This window comes from Lawsonibacter sp. JLR.KK007 (assembly GCF_036941135.1).
In the GTDB taxonomy this organism is placed as follows: domain Bacteria; phylum Bacillota; class Clostridia; order Oscillospirales; family Oscillospiraceae; genus Lawsonibacter.
The window spans coordinates 756601-774128 of the sequence record NZ_JAYWSY010000001.1 but is presented as its reverse complement, the minus strand read 5'-3'; the positions used below and the strand labels follow the sequence as shown (position 1 = coordinate 774128).

The window sequence follows — 17528 nt, the reverse complement described above, 5'->3', positions numbered from 1 at the left end:
AATACAAAAGTGGGGCTTGGCACTTCGGGGCCGGCAGGATGGAATCAGGAAACGAAAGCGGCACAGCGCTTTCGCCGCTCTGCTTGGGCCGCCCGGTCAAACATCTTCTGAATTAAAATTTGTAGAAACCCTGTCACATATCACATCATAACTATCACAAGAAAACAGTGCAAACGTTCACTGTTTATCTAGATTGGCAGTCCAGCGCACGAAAGTCCTGTTGGAGGGTCCTGCGCCCAATTCTCCCTTCTGGTTCCGGCATATTTTTCATTTTTTCCCACTCTGCAAGGAGGGCAGGCCGTTAAAAAAACTCCCTGACCGGATGGGTCAGAGAGTATGAGGCTCAGGAGAACTGGGCGTTGAATGCCTCCACGATCTCATCGCAGTTTTCGTGGATGATCATCATGACATAGTTCCCGCTGGAGACGATTCGGGAGTTGTTTTCCCATTGGTCCATTGCCATGGGATACTGAGCCCCGCCGGGGCCGCTGCCGTCGCCTACCATGTAGTCAACGCGGGTCTGAAAGATATCCATCACGGCGTCCACGTCCTTGCTGTCCTTCACCTGAACCAGGCCGAACTCACCGTTGTTCATAGACATCGGGCAGTAGTACACCTGCATCTGCTCGGCATCAATGTTGGACATACCAGGGTAGAGCATATCCAGGATAGCATCATCCGCCAGCTCCAGAAAGCCGAACTCGTACTGGCTGGTGGTGTCGTCGAAGAACGCCTGGAGGTCTATCTGGGGCCCGGCAGAGGCGGAGTCGCCGGCAGAGCCTCTGCCGGGAGGGTTGGCTCCGCAGGCGGCCAGAGAGAGGGGGAGGGCTGTGAGCAGGACTGCTGCGAGGATTTTCGTTCTCATTGGGGCGTTTGCTCCTTTCTGCAGGTTCATTGCTGCGGTTGGGGTATGGCTCTGTGCCAACAGAGGAAGGGCGGTTTGGCGGCGTTGCTGGCGCCACTGCACTGCCGCAAAGATGGCAGGCCCCCCCCACTGGCGGGCCAGGGGTTCGTTTCTCTCCTTCTTCCCGGGAAGCGAATGCTCCGACCCCGGGGTGTAGTTTGCGCAGAATTGGCGCATCGTATTCTTGACCTGTGGACGGCAACTCCTACTGAAACAGCCGCTGGCCCACCCGCAGAAAAATGCAGCCTTCCAGGACCGAACCGATGATGCTGGCGATCCATCTATTTCAGATCAGCACCCCTTCGCAGTGGTCGATCTCGTGCTGGATGATCTGGGCCGTCCAGCCGGTGAAGGTCTTGAAGCGGGTCTGGAACTGCTCGTTCTGGTACTGTACCTTGATGGACTGCCAACGCCGGGTTTTCCGGGTTCCGGTGAGGGAGAGACACCCCTCCTCCGCCTCGTAGGGCTGGGATCTTTTGACGATCTCCGGGTTGAACATGACCATGTACTTCCCCTCGTTGTCAAAGACGATGATCCTCTTGTTGACGCCGATCATGTTGGCCGCCATGCCAACACAGCCGTCCTTGTGGGCGGCCAGAGTGTCCAGCAGGTCTTGAGCAGCGGGGAAATCGTCCGGTGTGGCGGGCTCCGCTTTTTGCGCGAGGAAGGTCTCATCCTTCATAATATCTCGAATCATAATATATACCTCCAGTACCTACTTCCCATAACGGGAACTGTGTGGTATAATAAAATACCACAAACAAGGGAAACGTGCAAATGCGTCGATCATACAGCAGAAGACGGCATTACGGTCTGCAAGGCCATCTTTGACCATAAGGCCCGATACAATCAACAGCAATAGGAGCGTGATGAAACTATGACCTTTATTTGCTATCCCAAGTGCACCACCTGCCAAAGGGCGAGAACATGGCTGGACAAAAACCAGATTGCGTATACCTTCCGGGACATCAAAACGGAGCGCCCTGACTATGATGAGCTGGCGGAGTGGTACAAGCGCAGCGGACTGCCGCTGAAGAGGTTTTTCAACACCAGCGGACTGCTGTATAAGTCCATGGAGCTGAAGGACAAGCTGCCCGGCATGAGCGAGGAGGAGATGCTGCGGCTGCTCTCTACAGACGGGATGCTGGTCAAGCGCCCGCTTTTGATTGGGGATGATTTCGTCCTTGTGGGCTTTAAGGAGGCCGAGTGGGAGAACCGTCTGAACAGCAAATAGGACGCAGATGATACCGAAAAGGCGGGACCGGCTGGACTTCTGGCATCAGAACTGCACTCCAAAGATCCCGCCGCAGCGTGTAAATCACACCTGCGGCGGGATCTTCTTCCTCTCAATACAGTGACCACCAGTAATCGAACACCTTGCGGTAGCCGTTTCCCTTTCGAGGGAGGCAGGGATAGGAACGGACCTTTTTGCTGCTCACCCGCTTCAGCCAGCACTGGCACTTGCTGTTCTTGGGGTACTTTATGTACTTGCCTGTGTGCAGGAGGGTTTTCCCCTCAAAGCCGCAGTCCACATACCCCCGGTGGGGCGCATAGCCGGTGAGCTGGACGATGGCCAGCCGGCGGTCTGACTTCTCCTGTCCCTTCCTGCGCCGGTACTGGCGGCCCGTCCGGCGCTTGCAGCATATCGCTTTCCCAGAATGCTCCAAGAGCGCTGTAAGCTGCTCGTTTAACTCAGTTTCGGTCATATGCCTCCCGAACCTTACACATTTTCTTCCATGCAGTGGAGACAGCCACTCATGGTATCGCTCCTCGGACGCAGGGGGCATGGCGGAAGTTCAAAGCCGGTTTAGGCCCTTATCCGCCGTCTCCAGGCCGGACGGCGCCTCAAAGAGCGCCGTACCCGCCCAGACTTGGCGACTTGTCATCATTATCAGCCCGCAGGCCGAGGCCATACGGACCAAATTCTGAAAGAGGGAAGCGTAAGGGCGGTTTGACGTTCTGCGTGTTGATCAGGGAGCAAAAACGTACTTACTTAGAACGCAGGGAAAAGTGTCTGTCGTTATTCAGTTCAAAATATGTTACAGATACTCTTCAATCTGCTCTTGGTAATGTGCGGCATCATCATTCATCCGCACCTGAACCGGCCGTCACAGCTTCTCCATTCCGCCACACCCCCCGCGCCCGGGGAGGATCGTTATCCGCCCTGGCGCTGGATGAAATCGGACAAGATCACGTCAAAGTTGTCGTTGATCTCGAAGGGGAGGGCGTAGTCCACGGCGGTGTTGACCAGGCACTGGTCCAGCTTGGCGGACACCTCGTCGGCTTTGCGCCCCAACTCGGTGGCCATGCCCCGGATCTTGTTCCGGTCAAAGTTGATGGTGGTCACCCGCTTGGCGTCGCAGCGGTAGCTCACCTGATTGCCCTCGCCGTTGAACCGGTAGCCGCTGCCGCCGTTGGCAACCACCACCTCGCTGTTGCGCTGGACGGCCATCCGGCGGAAGACTTCGGCCAAACTCTGCCGGGTCCGGTTCAGGCCGGTCTCGCTGTCCATGTCCAGGGGCAGCTTCGACTTGGCGGCGCAGATGGCGGTGCTGAGCTTCTCCCGCTCCGCCAGCATAGCCATCAGAAAGGCGGCCACCTGGTTGATGTGCTCCGTGTACTCGCTGGGGGCAGAGTCCTCCACTACCACGTCCTGGGCCTCCGGCATGACCTTGCTGCGCAGATGGGTGGTGGTGACCTTCAGGGTGTTGTCCCGGTCCTGGAGGATGCAGCTGGCCTCATCCATGAGAACCTGCAGCTTGTTCTGGGCCCGGAAAGCATCTTTTAAGTTCATGGCGTTCCACTCCTTTGCTCTGTCGTTGTGGCTCTATCATACATGCTTCGGGGCGGCTTGTCATTGAACCAGTGGTTTAATTTTGGCGCAGGTATCCCCTGCTCTCAAACATGATGCTCTTTTTCATAGAGAATCACCCCTCCAAGAAAGCGGAATGTACGTCAAAACTCCACCCCCTCTCTGGCCGGGACCCCATCCTGATAGGGATGACGGTGACACGTCATCTCAGTCGAGTAGTGGGCGGCCTCCGCCATCCAGCGGGCAGGTTCCCGGCCGGTGAGCACCACCTCCCGCCCCTGCGGCCGCTTCAGGACAGCCGCCTCCAGCAGCTCCCGATCCACCATGTTCAGCTGCCATGCAGCGCATGCCTCATCCAGCACCAGCAAATCGCAGGGAAGCTCCAGCGCCCTCCGCAGATGGTCTGTGTTCTGCCGGGCCGTATCCGCCCGCTCCTCCCGAGTCATCTGCGCGGCAAATTTGCCGCAGGTTTTTCCCGCGTAAACCAACGCGCCCAGCCTGCGCAGAGGCTCCAGCTCACCGCTGGCGCCGTCCTTTAAAAACTGGACCACAGTCACCCGCCGTCCCCGGCCCAAGGCCCGCAGAGCCAGCCCCATGGCCGCAGTGGTCTTGCCCTTCCCCTCACCCCAGTAGAGGTGGATCAGCCCCTCATCCATAAGAAAATCCTCCTTGCTCCTGCAAATTTTGTCTATATCCAAGCCGTTTCGGAACTGACGGCAATTCGGGTCCACCTCCGGGTCCTTCAGGGCCAACACGGCCTCAAGCTCCCCCCGGTCCGGGGACGGCCCACCAGCATCCGCCCCTTTTCTCCTACCATCCATATTCCATTCCCATTAAAATCCTGCTATAATGGGAGCATAGTTTCAGTATCAGGAGGAACACGCTATGAATTGGAAGCGAATCCTTGTGGCGGCATGCGCCATTGGAACGCTGCTGGCGCCGGGCTGTGCCAAAGCGCCCGAACAGCCGTCCAGCCCTTCCGATCCTGGAGTGCAGACGGTATCCTTTCTCGACGGCCTGGGCCGTTCGGTCGCGGTGGAGCGGCCGGAGCGTGTCGCCGCGCTCATCGGCAGCTTCGCAGATATCTGGTGTCTGGCCGGCGGGCAGGAGACCCTCGCGGCGGCGGCGGACGACGCCTGGACCTCCTTCAACCTGGGGTTAAGCGGGGATGTGGTCAACCTGGGAGGGGTCAAGGAGCCCAATTTGGAGCTGCTGCTGTCCGTCCAGCCGGATCTGGTGCTGGCCAGCTGCAACACGGAGGCCGACGTGGAGCTGCTGGACGCCTTCGAGCAGGCCGGCATCCCGGCCGCCTACTTCGACATCCAGTCCTTTGACGATTATCTGCAGATGCTGAAACTCTGCACACAGCTGACCGGCTGTCCGGAGAACTATGACCTCTACGGCCTTCAGGTCCAGCAGCAGGTCGAGGCCGCCCTCGCCCGCCAGAACGGGGAGGCGCCGAGGATTCTGTGCATGCGGGCGACCGGTTCCAGCTGCAAGGTAAAGGGGAGCACAGATTTTCTGCTGGGCGAGATGCTGGCCAGCCTGGGGTGCGTCAATGTTGCCGACGGGAGCTCCCTGCTGGAGGACCTGAGTCTGGAGGCCATCATCGCCGCCGACCCGGACTACATCTTCGCAGTGCTCCAAGGAGCGGACCCCGCCAGAGCGCAGGCCACCCTGGAGAGTACCCTGTTGGAAAATCCCGCCTGGAACTCACTGCGCGCGGTGCAGGAGGGTCGGTTCTATACCCTGGACCACGCCCTCTACAACCTGAAGCCCAACGCCAGGTGGGGAGAAGCCTATGAAAAGCTGGCCCAGATCCTCTACCCGGAATGACGGAAGGACAGTACCAAAACAGCTCCGGGCCTGGTTCCAAAGCGGAACCAGGTCCGGAGCTTACCGTTCTGTATGAAAAGACGTCCCGGATCAGCGTTTGTGTTCGATCTCCTGGACCAGAGGAGGGATCTGCGAGATCATGTTGTCCATGTCCTCAAACATCGCGCTTTTGGTGGTGCCCAGCTGGCTGGCGTAGCTGATGTGCTTGACCACCTCCTGGTACTGACTCTTGATCTGATCAAAAAACTGGCACAGCAGCTGCAGCTCCTGCTGAGACTCCCCGATCACGCCGACGATCCCGGTCTGCACGGACACAGCTCCCTCCGCCGCCTCTGTGATCTTTTCAAAGCTGCCCTCGGTCTGGTTGACGATGCCTACGCCCTGGCCCAGGGTCTGCTGGGAGGCGGAAATGCTTCCGCTGAGCTCGTTGGCCCGCAGCTCCACCTCGCTGACTCCGCTGTCCACCTCGCCGGCCAGGTCCTTGATCTCCCCGGCCAGCTGCTTGACCTGGGACGCCACCACCGCAAAGCTGCGGCCCTCTGCCCCGGCTCTGGCCGCCTCGATGGAGGCGTTGATGGCCAGAATATTGGTCTGCTCCGCAATGGATACGATCTTCCCCAGCGTCTGCTGGATTCCCCGGATCGCGTTTTCCAGCTGGGAAAAGGTCTCCGCCATGGCGTCATAGGACTGCTGCACCTGCATGGAGGTCTGGCCCAGCGCCTCCATCTGGTCCCGGGCCTCCGACACCGCCTGGCCGATCGCTCCCCGCACCTGACCGAACTGCTCTGCCGTCGCGCCGATGCCGGAGAAGGACTCGCCCAGCTCCTGAAGCTTCACCTGAAACTGGTCGCCCTCCTCCAGAACGCCAGAAAAGGACACCCCGACCTGGCTCAGCTCCCAGAGGGAGGAGACCTCCTTTTTCACAAGCTCCTTCTGATACTCCTTCAGGCTCTCTGCGACATGCAGCACCGGATACAGGCCCGTTTCCTCCTGAACCGCCGCGGCTGGCTGATGTTTGCGTTTCAACAGCATCAAAGTCCCCTCCTTTACTCAAAGACCACACAGGTCATAGACTGATTCACAAACCGGTTATTGTAATGTTCGCCGTATCCCACAAAGCCGGCGTGGTTGCCCAGAGCCGACATATCCCGCAGATAGCCCTGCATGTAGCCCTGCTCTGAGAACAGCTTGTAGCGGAACAGGCAGTTCACCGAGAAAATGGCCGAACGACGGGGGAAGTCCCGGCAGATCTGCTGAATGGTCTCCCGCACGATGGCCTTATAGTCGCCCAGCTCCAGCAGAATCAGCACGTCGGAATCGTTCACCTGGCGGAAGCAGGCCAGGGCGTTCCCCTTGACCTCCTTGATGGAAATGATGCAGGTGTCGTCTCCGTTCAACTTGCCAAAGGGATTTTGGAAGGTTCGGGTCAGGATTTCCTCGTCGGTCACGTGGAGGATATCCTGATAGACCTGCTTCGCGCTCTTGCCGTTCAGAGAGCCCAGAACGTAGTTGGTCCGGTCGGTGTCAGCGGCGACAAAGCGGTAGTTGCCCAGCTGATGGTAGATGTTCTCCTTATAGGTCTTCACCCGGCCGTTCTGGTTGCGCACCAGCCCGTAGGCCACCGCATCCTGATAGATCCGGCCGTTGGCGGACACCTTGCCCTGGTCGCCGGTGCCGCCCACCAGAGAGATGCCCCGCTTGCACAGAGCGGTGTAAATGGTGGTGAGCACACAGGCGTCGTTGCCGGAGCAGAAATCGATGCACACGGTGTCCCGGTTGGTGCCGCCCACCGTCCGCATATCCTCCTCCAGGCGCTTTATGTACTTCACCGGCATGGTGGACGCCTGCTCCAGCACATTGGCGGCGGCCGTCACTCCCTCCGAAAAGGCAATGACCCCCACTCCGTGCTCCGCCACCGAGGTCTGGTAGCTCATTCCAATGCATCCAATGCTGGGTACGCCGGGAAAACGCCGTTCCAGAGCCGCTACATGCTCCTCAAACTGATCATTGTTGGATAATAGCATGATGAACTGGGGGGAATAGAGACCCTGGAGCGCCTCATCCAGATTCCCCCGCTGGCTCATACCATAAAACTGCTTCATGCTGTTGTCCCCTTCCAAAATAATTTCAAGGCTTGCATTATTATATTGTAAATCCATCCATCTGTCAATTATGAAAGACAAATCATTCCTTTTCTGGAAGAGATTTCCAATCAAAAATACCAGCAATTTCACCAAAAACCACCAACCCGGCCTGGGATGCCGGTCACCGCCGCAGGCAGCCCTCCAGATCTTTGAGCGCCTCAGGCGTATCCACATCCCGCAGCTCATACGGCCGCCGGGCAGACGTCAGGCGCACCTGCTCGGGGTACTCGCCCAGGATCACGCTCCCTCCCTTCCCCGGCGGCAGCGCCATCAGCCGGGAAAAGGCCCACTGTGGAAACAGAACCGGCGCTCCGGCCTCGCCGCTGTACGCCAGCCGCCAGATGTGCTCCGGGTCCTGGGCGGCGCACTGCGCCATGGCCCGCACCGACTCCCGGGACAGCAGCGGCTGGTCCCCAGGACAGAACATGCAGCCGGACAGGTCCAGCCCCACCGCTGTCAGCCCCAGGCGCACGGTGTCGCTGCGGCTGGGCAGGCCGTGCAGCACCACCGGGACCTGCCGCCGCTGGCAGAGGATCTTTATATCCGGATGCCGGGTCACCACCACCCATCGGGAAAAAATACCCTCCGCCGCGTCCAGGACCCACTCCAACATCGGCCTTCCGCCGAAGTCCGCCATCAGCTTGCTGCCGCCAAACCGCCTCCCCTCTCCGGAGGCCATGATGACGCATCCCAGCAGGGCGTCCTGCCGGTCACGGCCCGGGCTGGGAGGTCTGCCGGCCGGTCCGGCCGCATGGGTCCTGGCAGGCTTCATCCTGGTTCAGCAGCTCCTTTCCCTGGGAGGTCCAGACGGCTCCTCCTGTTCCTTCAGCATGACCAGCTGTTCCCGGCCGGTGCGGTCCAGGCATCTGGCCAGTGTAACCCCTCCGTAGATCTGCTCCAGCGCCGCCTCCATGCTGGCCAAATCGTCCCTGCCGGGCTGGAGCAGGCCGCAGGCGGCTCCCTCCTTCAGCAGGATCAGGCTGTCACAGCCGTTCAGCGCCAAACCGGGGTCATGGAGGGTGACCAGGGCGGCCCGCCGCCCTGCAAGCACCCACTGCCGCAGGAGGCTCATCAGCTGCCAGCGGTGGGGAACGTCCAGAGCGCTCTCCGGCTCGTCCAGCAGCAGAAGGGACCCGCCTCCGGCCAGAGCCCGAGCCAGGACACACAGCCGCTTCTGCCCCTCGCTGAGGGTCAGATAGCTGTCCTCCTCCCTTCCCTCCAGCCCCACCAGAGCCAGCGCCCGGCGCGCCTCCTGACGCATGGCCCGGCTGGGCCGCTCCAGCAGCCCCAGACAGGGGTTGAAGCCCATCAGGACGACGTCCAGCAGGCTGATATTGATGGCAATGCCGCAGCTCTGCGGGACATAGCCGCAGAGCCGGGCCAGCCTACGGGGGGACAGCGTCTCCAAACGTTCTCCCTCCAGCGTACAGCTGCCGCTGTGCGGCAGGATGCCGCAGACCGACTTGAGCAGGGTGCTTTTGCCGCTGCCGTTCCCCCCTAAAACGCCGGTGACCGTCCCCGCCTGGAGGGAAAAGGAGACCTCCTGAAGGACAGGCGCTCCGCCGTACCCGGCGGTCAGGCGGTCCGCACAGAAAAAGCTCATATCCCCCTCCGCTCCCTTCCCACAAGCCAGATCAGGAAGGGCGCGCCCAGCAGACTGGTAAAAATGCTCACCGGCAGCTCCACGGCGGCAGCGCTCCGGGCCAAAAGGTCCGCGCCGCACAGCAGCACGCCGCCCAGCAGACCGCTCAGCCACATGGTGGAAGCCCGGTTTTGTCCGGTGAGCAGCCGCGCCCCGTGGGGGGCCAGCAGTCCGATAAAGCTGATCAGCCCCGTCAGGCTGACCACCGAGGACACCGTCAGCGCAGCCGTCAGGATGACCAGCAGCCGCAGGCGGCTCACATGGACGCCCAGCATCCGGGCCTCCCCCTCCTCCACCGACAGAAGCACAATCTGCCGGTGAAGCAAAAACAGCGCCAGCAGACTGCCCAGACACAGCGGCAGATTCCACACGATGGCCCCAAGGCTGACGCCGTTCAAACTGCCCATAATCCAATATTCGATGGAGGCCAGCTCCCGCTCCGGGTCAGCGGTCAGCTTCAGGCACATCAGGGCGGTTTGGGCCAGGGCGTGCACCGCAATGCCAGACAGCACCACCGTGCTGTTTTTGCCCGACCGGTCCAGGCTGGACAGCCCCAGCACCACCGCCGTCCCTCCCAGCGCCCCGGCAAAGGCGGACGCCGTCACCGCCCCGGTCCCGGAGCAGAACAGGATGCCCGCCGCCGCCCCGGCGCTGGCCCCGGAGGAGACGCCGATCACATCCGGGGAGGCCAAGGGATTGCGGAGTACCGTCTGATAGACAAAGCCCGCCGTCCCCAGGCAGAAGCCCCCAAGGACCCCCATCAGCGTCCGGGAGAAGCGCAGGGTCCAGAACACCCGCAGCTGAAGAGGGTCCCCGGCCAGGAGTTTTTCCGGCGACAGCGGGTATTTCCCCACAAAGAGGCTGCACAGGGCCAGCGCCGCCAGCAGCAGACCTGCGGCGGCGCAGAGCCAGACGGGGTCACGCCTGGCTGTAAGAGAAGCCGTAGAAGGTCTCATAGTACTCCTCAATGATCTGATCGCATTCCGCCTGGGAGAACAGGTCGGGGTGCAGCACCCCGGCCAGCCAGACGGAGCCCAGAATCCCGCTGGGCACCGGGCTGTCCCAGGCTTCGGCCTTGCTGGGCATCTGGTACACGTTCCCGCTGCGCACGGCGGTACAGTTCGCCAGGCTTGGATTGCTGAGGACATCCTCACAGGTGTAGCTGGCGCCGGAGGCCAGAATGATATACTCCGGGTCCCAGGCCAGGATCTGCTCGTAGTCCACCTCCACCCAGTAGGCGTCCTCAATCTCCTGGGCCACGTTCTCCCCCCAGGCGTTGCGGATCATGCTGGTTTGATACATCTGCCCCCCGGCGGTGGAGAGAAAGCTGGAATTTCCTCCCAGATAGACCCGGGGCTGCGGGGCGCCGCCCAGCTGCTCCAGCAGATGATTGCGCTGATTGCCGATAAAGCTCAGAAGCGCCTGGCCCCGTTCCCGGCCCTGCACGGCCCGAAACAGCAGGCCGATGGTCTCCTCCAAGCGCGCCTCGTCCTCCGGGTCCACCAGCAGGACGGGGATGCCCAGCTCCTCCAGGGCGCCAGCGGCGCTCTTCAGCTTGAGGGGCAGGATCACCAGATCGGGCTCCAGAGCGGCGCAGCCCTCCAAATCCAGCTCCTTGGCGCTGCCCACGCTGGGCAGGCTGATGAGTTCCGGGGCGCTGAGGCGGTAGATGTCCCGCATGTCCGCCTTGGCCTCGATCCCCACCAGCTTGTCCTTCTGCCCCAGGGCGATGAGCATGCTGGTGGAGACGTAGTAGCCGCTGACGATGCGCTCCGGCTCCTTTTGAAGGGTGACGGTCCGGCCCGCCTGGTCGGTGAGGGTCATGGGATAGCGGTCAGGAACTGACGGGTCCTCCGCAGAGCCGCTTTGAGCGGGCCGGCTCCCGGCGGCGGAGACATCCGGGGACTGCGTGCCCGTCTGCCCGCAGGCGGCGGCGCTCAGCAGCAGGAGCAGGGGCAAAAGCAGATTAGCAATCCGTTTCATGGTCTTCTCCTTTTTCGTTGAAGTCGTAAAGATATAAGGCATTTTATCAGATAAGTCTTTCGGACGCAAGAGAATCGTGTTATAATATCGATTAATGTCGCAATTCCGCCCCGAAACTTCCACCAAGGAGAACACACCTATGATAACCATCCAACATTACATACGGGCCCAGAGCCTGGAGCAGGCCTACGAGCTGAACCAAAACCGGCGAAACCGGATTCTGGGCGGCATGCTCTGGCTGAAGATGACCTCACTCACCGTCCCCACCGCCATCGACCTGAGCGGGCTGGGCCTGGACGCCATCCAGGAGAGCCCGGAGGAATTTTCCATCGGCGCCATGGCAACGCTGCGCCAGCTGGAGCAGCACTCCGGTCTGAACCAGTACACCCACGGGGCCGCAGCCCAGGCGGTGCAAAGCATTGTAGGGGTTCAGTTTCGCAACATGGCCACGGTGGGCGGCAGCATCTTTGGCCGCTTCGGATTTTCCGACGTGCTTACCCTCTTTCTGGCCCTGGACACGTACGCAGAGCTGTACCAGGGAGGCCGGGTCCCTCTGGAGCGTTTCGCGCAGGCAGAGCCGGACCGGGATATCCTGGTCCGGCTGATCGTCCGAAAGCGGCCTGTCCAGTGTGTCTACTCATCCATGCGCGGCAGCCGCACCGACTTCCCCATCCTCACCTGCGCGGCCAGCAGGCTGGATGGGGAGTACCGCACCGTCATCGGAGCCCGTCCCGCCAGGGCCATCGTCCTCCGGGACGAGGGGCGGCTTTTGGAGGGCGGGATCTGTGAGGCATCCGCCAAAGCCTTCGCCGCATCCGTGGCCCAGCGCACCCCCACCGGAAGCAACCTCCGGGGCAGCGCCGCCTACCGGAGCCGTCTGGCTCAGGTGCTGACCCAGCGGGCCATACTGGAATTGGGAGGACAGAACGATGGAACTTAAACTCACCCTCAACGGCAAACCGGTCCGGGACAGCGTCGACCCCGATCTGCTGCTCCTGGATTTTCTCCGGGCCCACGGCTGTTACAGCGTGAAACGGGGGTGCGAAACCTCCAACTGCGGGCTGTGCACCGTACTGCTGGACGGCCGCCCCATCCTGTCCTGCTCCCTGCTGGCGGTCCGGGCGGACGGCCGCAGCGTCACCACGCTGGAGGGCCTCCAGGAGGAGGCCGCGGAGTTCACCGGCTTCATCGCCGCCCAGGGAGCCGACCAGTGCGGCTTCTGCAACCCCGGCTTTGTGGTGAACACCATCGCCCTGCTTCGGGAAATCCCGGACCCCACCGATGACCAGATCCGCGCCTGGCTGGCGGGTAATCTGTGCCGCTGTTCCGGCTACGACGGGCAGCTGCGGGGCATCCGCGCCTTTCTGGACCGCCGCGCACCGAAGGGAGGCCCCCATGGAGCATAAGTACAAGCTGATTGGAAAGCCGGTCCCCAAAAAGGACGCCGGACGCCTGCTGCTGGGCAAGCCCGTCTACATGGACGACCTGACCCCCAGAGACGCGCTGGTGGTCAAGCTGCTGCGCAGTCCCCACCCCAACGCCATGGTGGAGGACATCGACACCTCCGCCGCCAAAAGGGTCCCCGGCGTGGTGGACATCTACACCTGGCAGGACGTCCCTTCCACCCGCTTCGCCATTGCGGGCCAGACCTACCCGGAGCCCTCCCCCTATGACCGGCTGATTCTGGACCGCCACGTCCGCTTCCCGGGAGACCCGGTGGCCATCATCGCCGCAGAGGACGAACGGGCTGCGCAAAAGGCCATGAAGCTGATCCGTGTGCAGTATCAGGTGCTGGACGCCCTGCTGGATTTCCGTACAGCACTGGACAACCCCGTCCTGGTCCACCCGGAGGAGGACTGGTTCCCGCCCTGCCCGGTGGGAGGGGACAACCAACGAAACCTCATCGCCAGCGAGACCAACGGCAGCGGCGACGTGGAGGCCGTGCTGGCCGGCTGTGACGTGGTCCTTGACCGCACCTACCACACAAAAGCCTTCCAGCAGGCTATGATGGAGACCTTCCGCACCTACACCGCTCTGGACCGGTACGGAAGGCTCCACGTCATCTCCTCCACCCAGATCGTATTCCACGTCCGCCGCATCCTGTCCCGGGCGCTGGGCATTCCCAAAAGCCAGATCCGGGTGGAGAAGCCCCGCATCGGCGGCGGATTCGGAGCCAAGCAGACCGCCGTCTGCGAGGTCTATCCCGCCTTCGTCACCCTGAAGACCGGCCGTCCGGCCAAGCTGATCTACACCCGGGAGGAGTGCCAGACCGCCGGCTCCCCCCGGCACGAGATGGAGATCCGGGTCCGCCTGGGGGCCAGCGGAGAGGGAAAGATCCGGGCGCTGGACCTGTACACCCTGTCCAACTCCGGGGCCTACGGGGAGCACGGTCCCACCACAGTGGGCCTGTCCGGACACAAGTCCATCCCCCTGTACACCGGGGGGCTGGAAGCCTACCGCTTCCGCTACGACGTGGTCTACACCAACCTTCAGCCCGCCGGAGCCTACCGGGGCTACGGGGCAACACAGGGCATCTTCGCGGTGGAGAGCGCCGTCAATGAGCTGGCGGAGATGCTGGGCATGGACCCCACAGTCCTCCGGGACCGGAATATGGTCCGGGAGGGCATGGTCATGGACGCCTACTACGGCGAAACCGCCAATGCCTGCGCCCTGAACCGGTGCATGGAGCATTGCCGCCAGATGTTCCGCTGGGAGGAACGCTATCCCGTACGGGATATGGGCAACGGCAGGGTCCGGGCCGCCGGGGTGGCGATGGCCATGCAGGGCTCCTGCATCTCCAATGTGGATGTGGGCTCCGCGGTGCTGAAGCTCAGCGACGACGGCACCTACAACCTGATCATCGGCGCGGCGGACATGGGCACCGGCTGCGACACCATCCTGGCCCAAATCGCAGCCGAGTGCATGGACTGCCCGCTGGAGTCGGTGGCGGTGTTCGGGGCGGACACCGACGTCTCCCCCTACGACTCCGGCTCCTACGCCTCCTCCACCACCTACGTCACGGGCAAGGCGGTGGAACGGGCCTGCGAGGAGCTGAAGGAGACCATCCGCGCCATCGGAGCGGAGATGATGGACTGTCCGCTGGACGAGGTGGTCTTTGAGGGCTCCCAGGTGCGCCGCCTCCACAGCCAGCAGGCGGTGAGCCTGGCGGATCTCTCCTACAGGGCTCAGACCTCCAGCTGCCGCGCCGCTCAGGCGGCGGCCACCCACTCCTCCCCGGTCTCCCCTCCCCCCTACATGGTGGGCATGGCGGAGATCGAGCTGGACAGGCTCACCGGCCATGTGACCGTGCTGGATTACATGGCCGTGGTGGACTGCGGCACCCCCATCAACGAAGCGCTGGCCCGCATTCAGGCGGAGGGCGGCATCGTCCAGGGGATCGGCATGACGCTGACCGAAAACGTCACCTACAACGCCAAGGGGCGGCCGTTCGAATCCTCCCTGATGCAGTATAAGCTGCCCACCCGTCTGGATATGGGCCGGCTGCGGGTGGAATTTGAACCCAGCTATGAGCCCACCGGTCCCTTCGGGGCCAAATCCATCGGAGAGGTGGTCATCAACACTCCGCCTCCGGCCATCGCCCACGCCATCTACCGGGCCACCGGAATCTGGCACCGGGAGCTGCCCATCACGCCGGAGCACATCGCCATGTCTCAAGCAGAATTGGAACTCTGATGTTCAGACAAACCTACAGCAGACAGCGCCGCCCGCTCCTTAAGAGCGGTGCGGCGCTGTCTGTTTGACCTTGATCTGGGGCTGTGCTTCCTATTTGGCGCCCAGGTAGTCCTCCTGGATCGCCGGGTCGTGGAGCAGATCCTGGCTCTGTCCCTCCCGGATGATGGCGCCTGTCTTCATGACATAGGCCCGGTGGGATACCTCCAGCGCCAGATAGGCGTTCTGTTCCACCAGCAGGATGGTCTGCCCAAATTCCTTGTTGATCTGCTTGATCTTGTGGAACACCTCATTGATAATGATGGGCGCCAGGCCCAGAGAGGGCTCGTCCAGGCAGAGGAGCTTGGGCTTGGCCATCAGGGCGCGGCCGATGGCCAGCATCTGCTGCTCGCCGCCGGAGAGGGTGCCCGCCTGCTGATTGATCCGCTCGTTCAGACGGGGGAAGAGCTCCATCACGTCGTTCAGCTCTTTTGTGATGGTCTCCTTGGAGGTCTGCAGATAAGCGCCCAGCACCAGGTTTTCCCGCACCGTCAGGTTGGGGAAAATCCGCCGCCCCTCCGGGACCAGCGAGATGCCCTTGGCCACCGCCAGATGGGACTTGGCGGGCAGGGACTCCCCCATAAAGCGGATGGAGCCGCCCTTATAGTCCTTGTCTGCGGCGATGGTGCGCATCAGCGTGGACTTGCCGGCGCCGTTGCTGCCGATGACCGCAACAATTTCGCCCGCGTCAACGTGCATCGAGACGCCCTGGAGCGCATGAATCCCTCCATAGTATACCTGGAGGCTTTCTACATCTAACATCTTATTGCTGCTCATCGTTCTTCTCCATTCTGCTTCCCAGATAGGATTGGATGACCTTCTCATCGCTCTGAATGTTCTGCGGGATATCAATCTTGAGCACCTTGCCCAGATTCAGCACGCAGATGCGGCTGCACAGGTCAAAGACCAGATCGATGTGGTGCTCGATGATAATGATCGTCACCTGGAACCGCTTCTGAACATCCCGCAGCAGCTTGGCCAGCTCCACACACTCGTCGTTGTTCATGCCTGCCGCCGGCTCGTCCAGCAGCAGAAGCTTGGGCGAGGTGGCCAGGGCGCGGGCGATCTCCAGCTTGCGCTGCAGGCCGTAAGCCAGGTTGCCCGCCCGCATGCCGGCGTACTCGGTCAGGCCGAAGATCTCCAGCATCTCCGCAGTCTTGCGCTGGACCTCCTTCTCCGCACGGCGCACGCTGGGCAGGCCCAGAAGGGCCTCCAGCCGGGAGTACATGGGGGTGCAGTGAAACCCGATTGCAATGTTCTCGGCCACCGACATTTTGGGGAAAAGCCGGATGTTTTGAAAGGTGCGGCTGATGCCGGACCGTGCGATCTTGTCGGGAGAAAGCTTCAGCAGAGACTTCCCGTCCAGCAGGATATCGCCCTCCACCGGCGTGATACTGCCAGTGATCACATTGAATATCGTCGTCTTGCCCGCTCCGTTGGGGCCGATCAACCCGAAGATCTCGCCCTCCTTCACATCGAAGGACACATGATCCGACGCCCGTAGGCCGCCAAACTGAACGGAAATATCCTTCAGCTCGAACAGTGTTTTATCAGCCATCTTTTTTCCCTCCTGCTCTGTCTAGAATCCTCCCCAGGTTTTTCACCCGGGCCGGAATCTTCCGGACCCAGCCCACGATCCCGCGGATGGAGAACTCCTTGTAGCCCAGCAGGCCCTCCGGCTTGAAGAGCATGATCATCACGAACATGAGTCCGTAGATCACAAAGCGCCACAGGGCGAAGATCCGCAGCACCTCCGGGAAGATGATCAGCAGCGCCGCCGCAATCACCGGACCGGTGATGGAGTTGGTGCCGCCGAATACCACAGCGGCTGTCAGGTCGGTAGACTTGGTGGATGTGAAGTTCGAGGGATAGAGGCAGGTCATGTAGAAGCCGAAGAGGGCGCCGCCCATCCCGGTAAAGAAGGCGCTCAGGGCCAGGGACCAAAGCTTGGTCTTAACGGTGTCGATGCCCATCATCTCCGCCGCGATCTCCTGCTGCTGGACGGCCACCAGGTTTTTTCCGTACTGGGATTTGGTGTAGTTGTGCAGCAGGAACAGGCACACCACCACAAAGGCCGCCACTACGGTAAAGGTGGTCTTTTTGGGAATCCCGGTCAGGCCCATCGCGCCGTTGATGACCGGATAGATGTTGCTGGACAGCAGGCGCACGGTCTCGCCAAAGCCCAGCATGGCGATGGCGAAACAGTCGCCGGTCAGACGGTTCTTAATGGTCGGTACACCGACGATCAGACTGGACAGCGCGGCAAGCACTCCTCCCAGCAGGACCGCCAGCAGGAACGGGACATGCAGGTGCATATGCAGTACAGCGGCGGAATACCCGCCAATGGCCATGAAGCCTGCGTGGCCCATGGAAAACATGCCAGTAAAGCCCGTCAGGAGCGTAAGGCCGGACACGCAGATGATATTGATGCCGGCCACTGTGGCAATACTCAAAGCGTAATACATTTCGTCCCCTCCC

19 protein-coding genes are annotated in these 17528 nt (G+C 61.7%); 5 read left to right on the top strand and 14 right to left on the bottom strand.

From position 1 onward, the window contains the following. Positions 1-343: 343 nt before the first annotated feature. Positions 344-865 carry a DUF4358 domain-containing protein gene (locus VV088_RS04420; RefSeq protein WP_334599569.1) on the bottom strand — a complete coding sequence of 174 codons (522 nt, stop codon included), beginning with the start codon at positions 863-865 and terminating at the stop codon, positions 344-346. Between the two features lie 325 nt (positions 866-1190). Continuing rightward, the gene (locus tag VV088_RS04415) at positions 1191-1601 is read right to left on the bottom strand and encodes a peptide deformylase (RefSeq protein WP_334599568.1); all 411 of its coding nucleotides are present in this window, start codon (positions 1599-1601) and stop codon (positions 1191-1193) included. 180 nt (positions 1602-1781) lie between these two features. On the opposite strand from VV088_RS04415, the gene VV088_RS04410 reads away from it, so the two are divergent. After that, complete coding sequence (locus tag VV088_RS04410) at positions 1782-2138, top strand: arsenate reductase family protein (RefSeq protein ID WP_334599567.1); 357 nt, start codon at positions 1782-1784, stop codon at positions 2136-2138. A gap of 112 nt (positions 2139-2250) precedes the next feature. Here the strand turns inward: VV088_RS04410 and VV088_RS04405 are convergent, their stop codons facing one another. The 3 genes from VV088_RS04405 to VV088_RS04395 all read right to left on the bottom strand — a co-directional run bounded on the left by VV088_RS04405 (position 2251) and on the right by VV088_RS04395 (position 4372). Then, positions 2251-2610: a hypothetical protein gene (locus tag VV088_RS04405; RefSeq protein ID WP_334599566.1), complete on the bottom strand. Its 360-nt coding sequence runs from the start codon at positions 2608-2610 to the stop codon at positions 2251-2253. A gap of 449 nt (positions 2611-3059) precedes the next feature. After that, positions 3060-3698, bottom strand: coding sequence for a hypothetical protein (locus tag VV088_RS04400; RefSeq protein ID WP_334599565.1), 639 nt, complete (start codon positions 3696-3698; stop codon positions 3060-3062). A gap of 161 nt (positions 3699-3859) precedes the next feature. Further along, positions 3860-4372 (bottom strand): cob(I)yrinic acid a,c-diamide adenosyltransferase, encoded by a 513-nt coding sequence (locus VV088_RS04395; protein WP_334599564.1) that lies wholly within the window; start codon positions 4370-4372, stop codon positions 3860-3862. A 229-nt stretch (positions 4373-4601) separates the two neighbouring features. Between VV088_RS04395 and VV088_RS04390 the strand changes: the two genes are divergently transcribed. Further along, positions 4602-5552 (top strand): ABC transporter substrate-binding protein, encoded by a 951-nt coding sequence (locus VV088_RS04390; protein ID WP_334599563.1) that lies wholly within the window; start codon positions 4602-4604, stop codon positions 5550-5552. Positions 5553-5642: 90 nt separating this feature from the next. Here the strand turns inward: VV088_RS04390 and VV088_RS04385 are convergent, their stop codons facing one another. The 6 genes from VV088_RS04385 to VV088_RS04360 all read right to left on the bottom strand — a co-directional run bounded on the left by VV088_RS04385 (position 5643) and on the right by VV088_RS04360 (position 11321). Beyond that, positions 5643-6584 carry a methyl-accepting chemotaxis protein gene (locus VV088_RS04385; RefSeq protein ID WP_334599562.1) on the bottom strand — a complete coding sequence of 314 codons (942 nt, stop codon included), beginning with the start codon at positions 6582-6584 and terminating at the stop codon, positions 5643-5645. Positions 6585-6598: 14 nt separating this feature from the next. After that, positions 6599-7654 carry an FIST N-terminal domain-containing protein gene (locus VV088_RS04380; protein WP_334599561.1) on the bottom strand — a complete coding sequence of 352 codons (1056 nt, stop codon included), beginning with the start codon at positions 7652-7654 and terminating at the stop codon, positions 6599-6601. Positions 7655-7817: 163 nt separating this feature from the next. Continuing rightward, positions 7818-8468: a nucleotidyltransferase family protein gene (locus VV088_RS04375; RefSeq protein WP_334599560.1), complete on the bottom strand. Its 651-nt coding sequence runs from the start codon at positions 8466-8468 to the stop codon at positions 7818-7820. Between the two features lie 6 nt (positions 8469-8474). Continuing rightward, positions 8475-9299 (bottom strand): ABC transporter ATP-binding protein, encoded by an 825-nt coding sequence (locus tag VV088_RS04370; RefSeq protein WP_334599559.1) that lies wholly within the window; start codon positions 9297-9299, stop codon positions 8475-8477. Further along, positions 9296-10294, bottom strand: a complete 999-nt coding sequence (locus tag VV088_RS04365; protein WP_334599558.1) for a FecCD family ABC transporter permease — start codon at positions 10292-10294, stop codon at positions 9296-9298. The genes VV088_RS04370 and VV088_RS04365 overlap by 4 nt, the downstream gene beginning before the upstream one ends. Continuing rightward, the gene (locus VV088_RS04360) at positions 10257-11321 is read right to left on the bottom strand and encodes an ABC transporter substrate-binding protein (RefSeq protein WP_334599557.1); all 1065 of its coding nucleotides are present in this window, start codon (positions 11319-11321) and stop codon (positions 10257-10259) included. The genes VV088_RS04365 and VV088_RS04360 overlap by 38 nt, the downstream gene beginning before the upstream one ends. A 139-nt stretch (positions 11322-11460) precedes the next feature. Between VV088_RS04360 and VV088_RS04355 the strand changes: the two genes are divergently transcribed. Genes VV088_RS04355 through VV088_RS04345 form a run of 3 tightly spaced genes read left to right on the top strand, consistent with a single transcriptional unit; the run spans position 11461 to position 15014 of the window. After that, complete coding sequence (locus tag VV088_RS04355) at positions 11461-12261, top strand: FAD binding domain-containing protein (RefSeq protein ID WP_334599556.1); 801 nt, start codon at positions 11461-11463, stop codon at positions 12259-12261. Further along, positions 12251-12727: a (2Fe-2S)-binding protein gene (locus VV088_RS04350; RefSeq protein WP_334599555.1), complete on the top strand. Its 477-nt coding sequence runs from the start codon at positions 12251-12253 to the stop codon at positions 12725-12727. Before VV088_RS04355 ends, VV088_RS04350 begins: the two co-directional genes overlap by 11 nt. Further along, positions 12717-15014, top strand: coding sequence for a xanthine dehydrogenase family protein molybdopterin-binding subunit (locus VV088_RS04345; RefSeq protein WP_334599554.1), 2298 nt, complete (start codon positions 12717-12719; stop codon positions 15012-15014). Before VV088_RS04350 ends, VV088_RS04345 begins: the two co-directional genes overlap by 11 nt. Positions 15015-15104: 90 nt before the next feature. On the opposite strand, the gene VV088_RS04340 is transcribed toward VV088_RS04345, so the two are convergent. Genes VV088_RS04340 through VV088_RS04330 form a run of 3 tightly spaced genes read right to left on the bottom strand, consistent with a single transcriptional unit; the run spans position 15105 to position 17515 of the window. Next, on the bottom strand, positions 15105-15812 hold the full coding sequence (locus VV088_RS04340) for an ABC transporter ATP-binding protein (RefSeq protein ID WP_334600463.1): 708 nt from the start codon (positions 15810-15812) through the stop codon (positions 15105-15107). A gap of 1 nt (position 15813) precedes the next feature. Further along, positions 15814-16608, bottom strand: a complete 795-nt coding sequence (locus VV088_RS04335; protein WP_334599553.1) for an ABC transporter ATP-binding protein — start codon at positions 16606-16608, stop codon at positions 15814-15816. After that, complete coding sequence (locus VV088_RS04330) at positions 16601-17515, bottom strand: branched-chain amino acid ABC transporter permease (protein WP_334599552.1); 915 nt, start codon at positions 17513-17515, stop codon at positions 16601-16603. The genes VV088_RS04335 and VV088_RS04330 overlap by 8 nt, the downstream gene beginning before the upstream one ends. Positions 17516-17528: the final 13 nt, after the last annotated feature.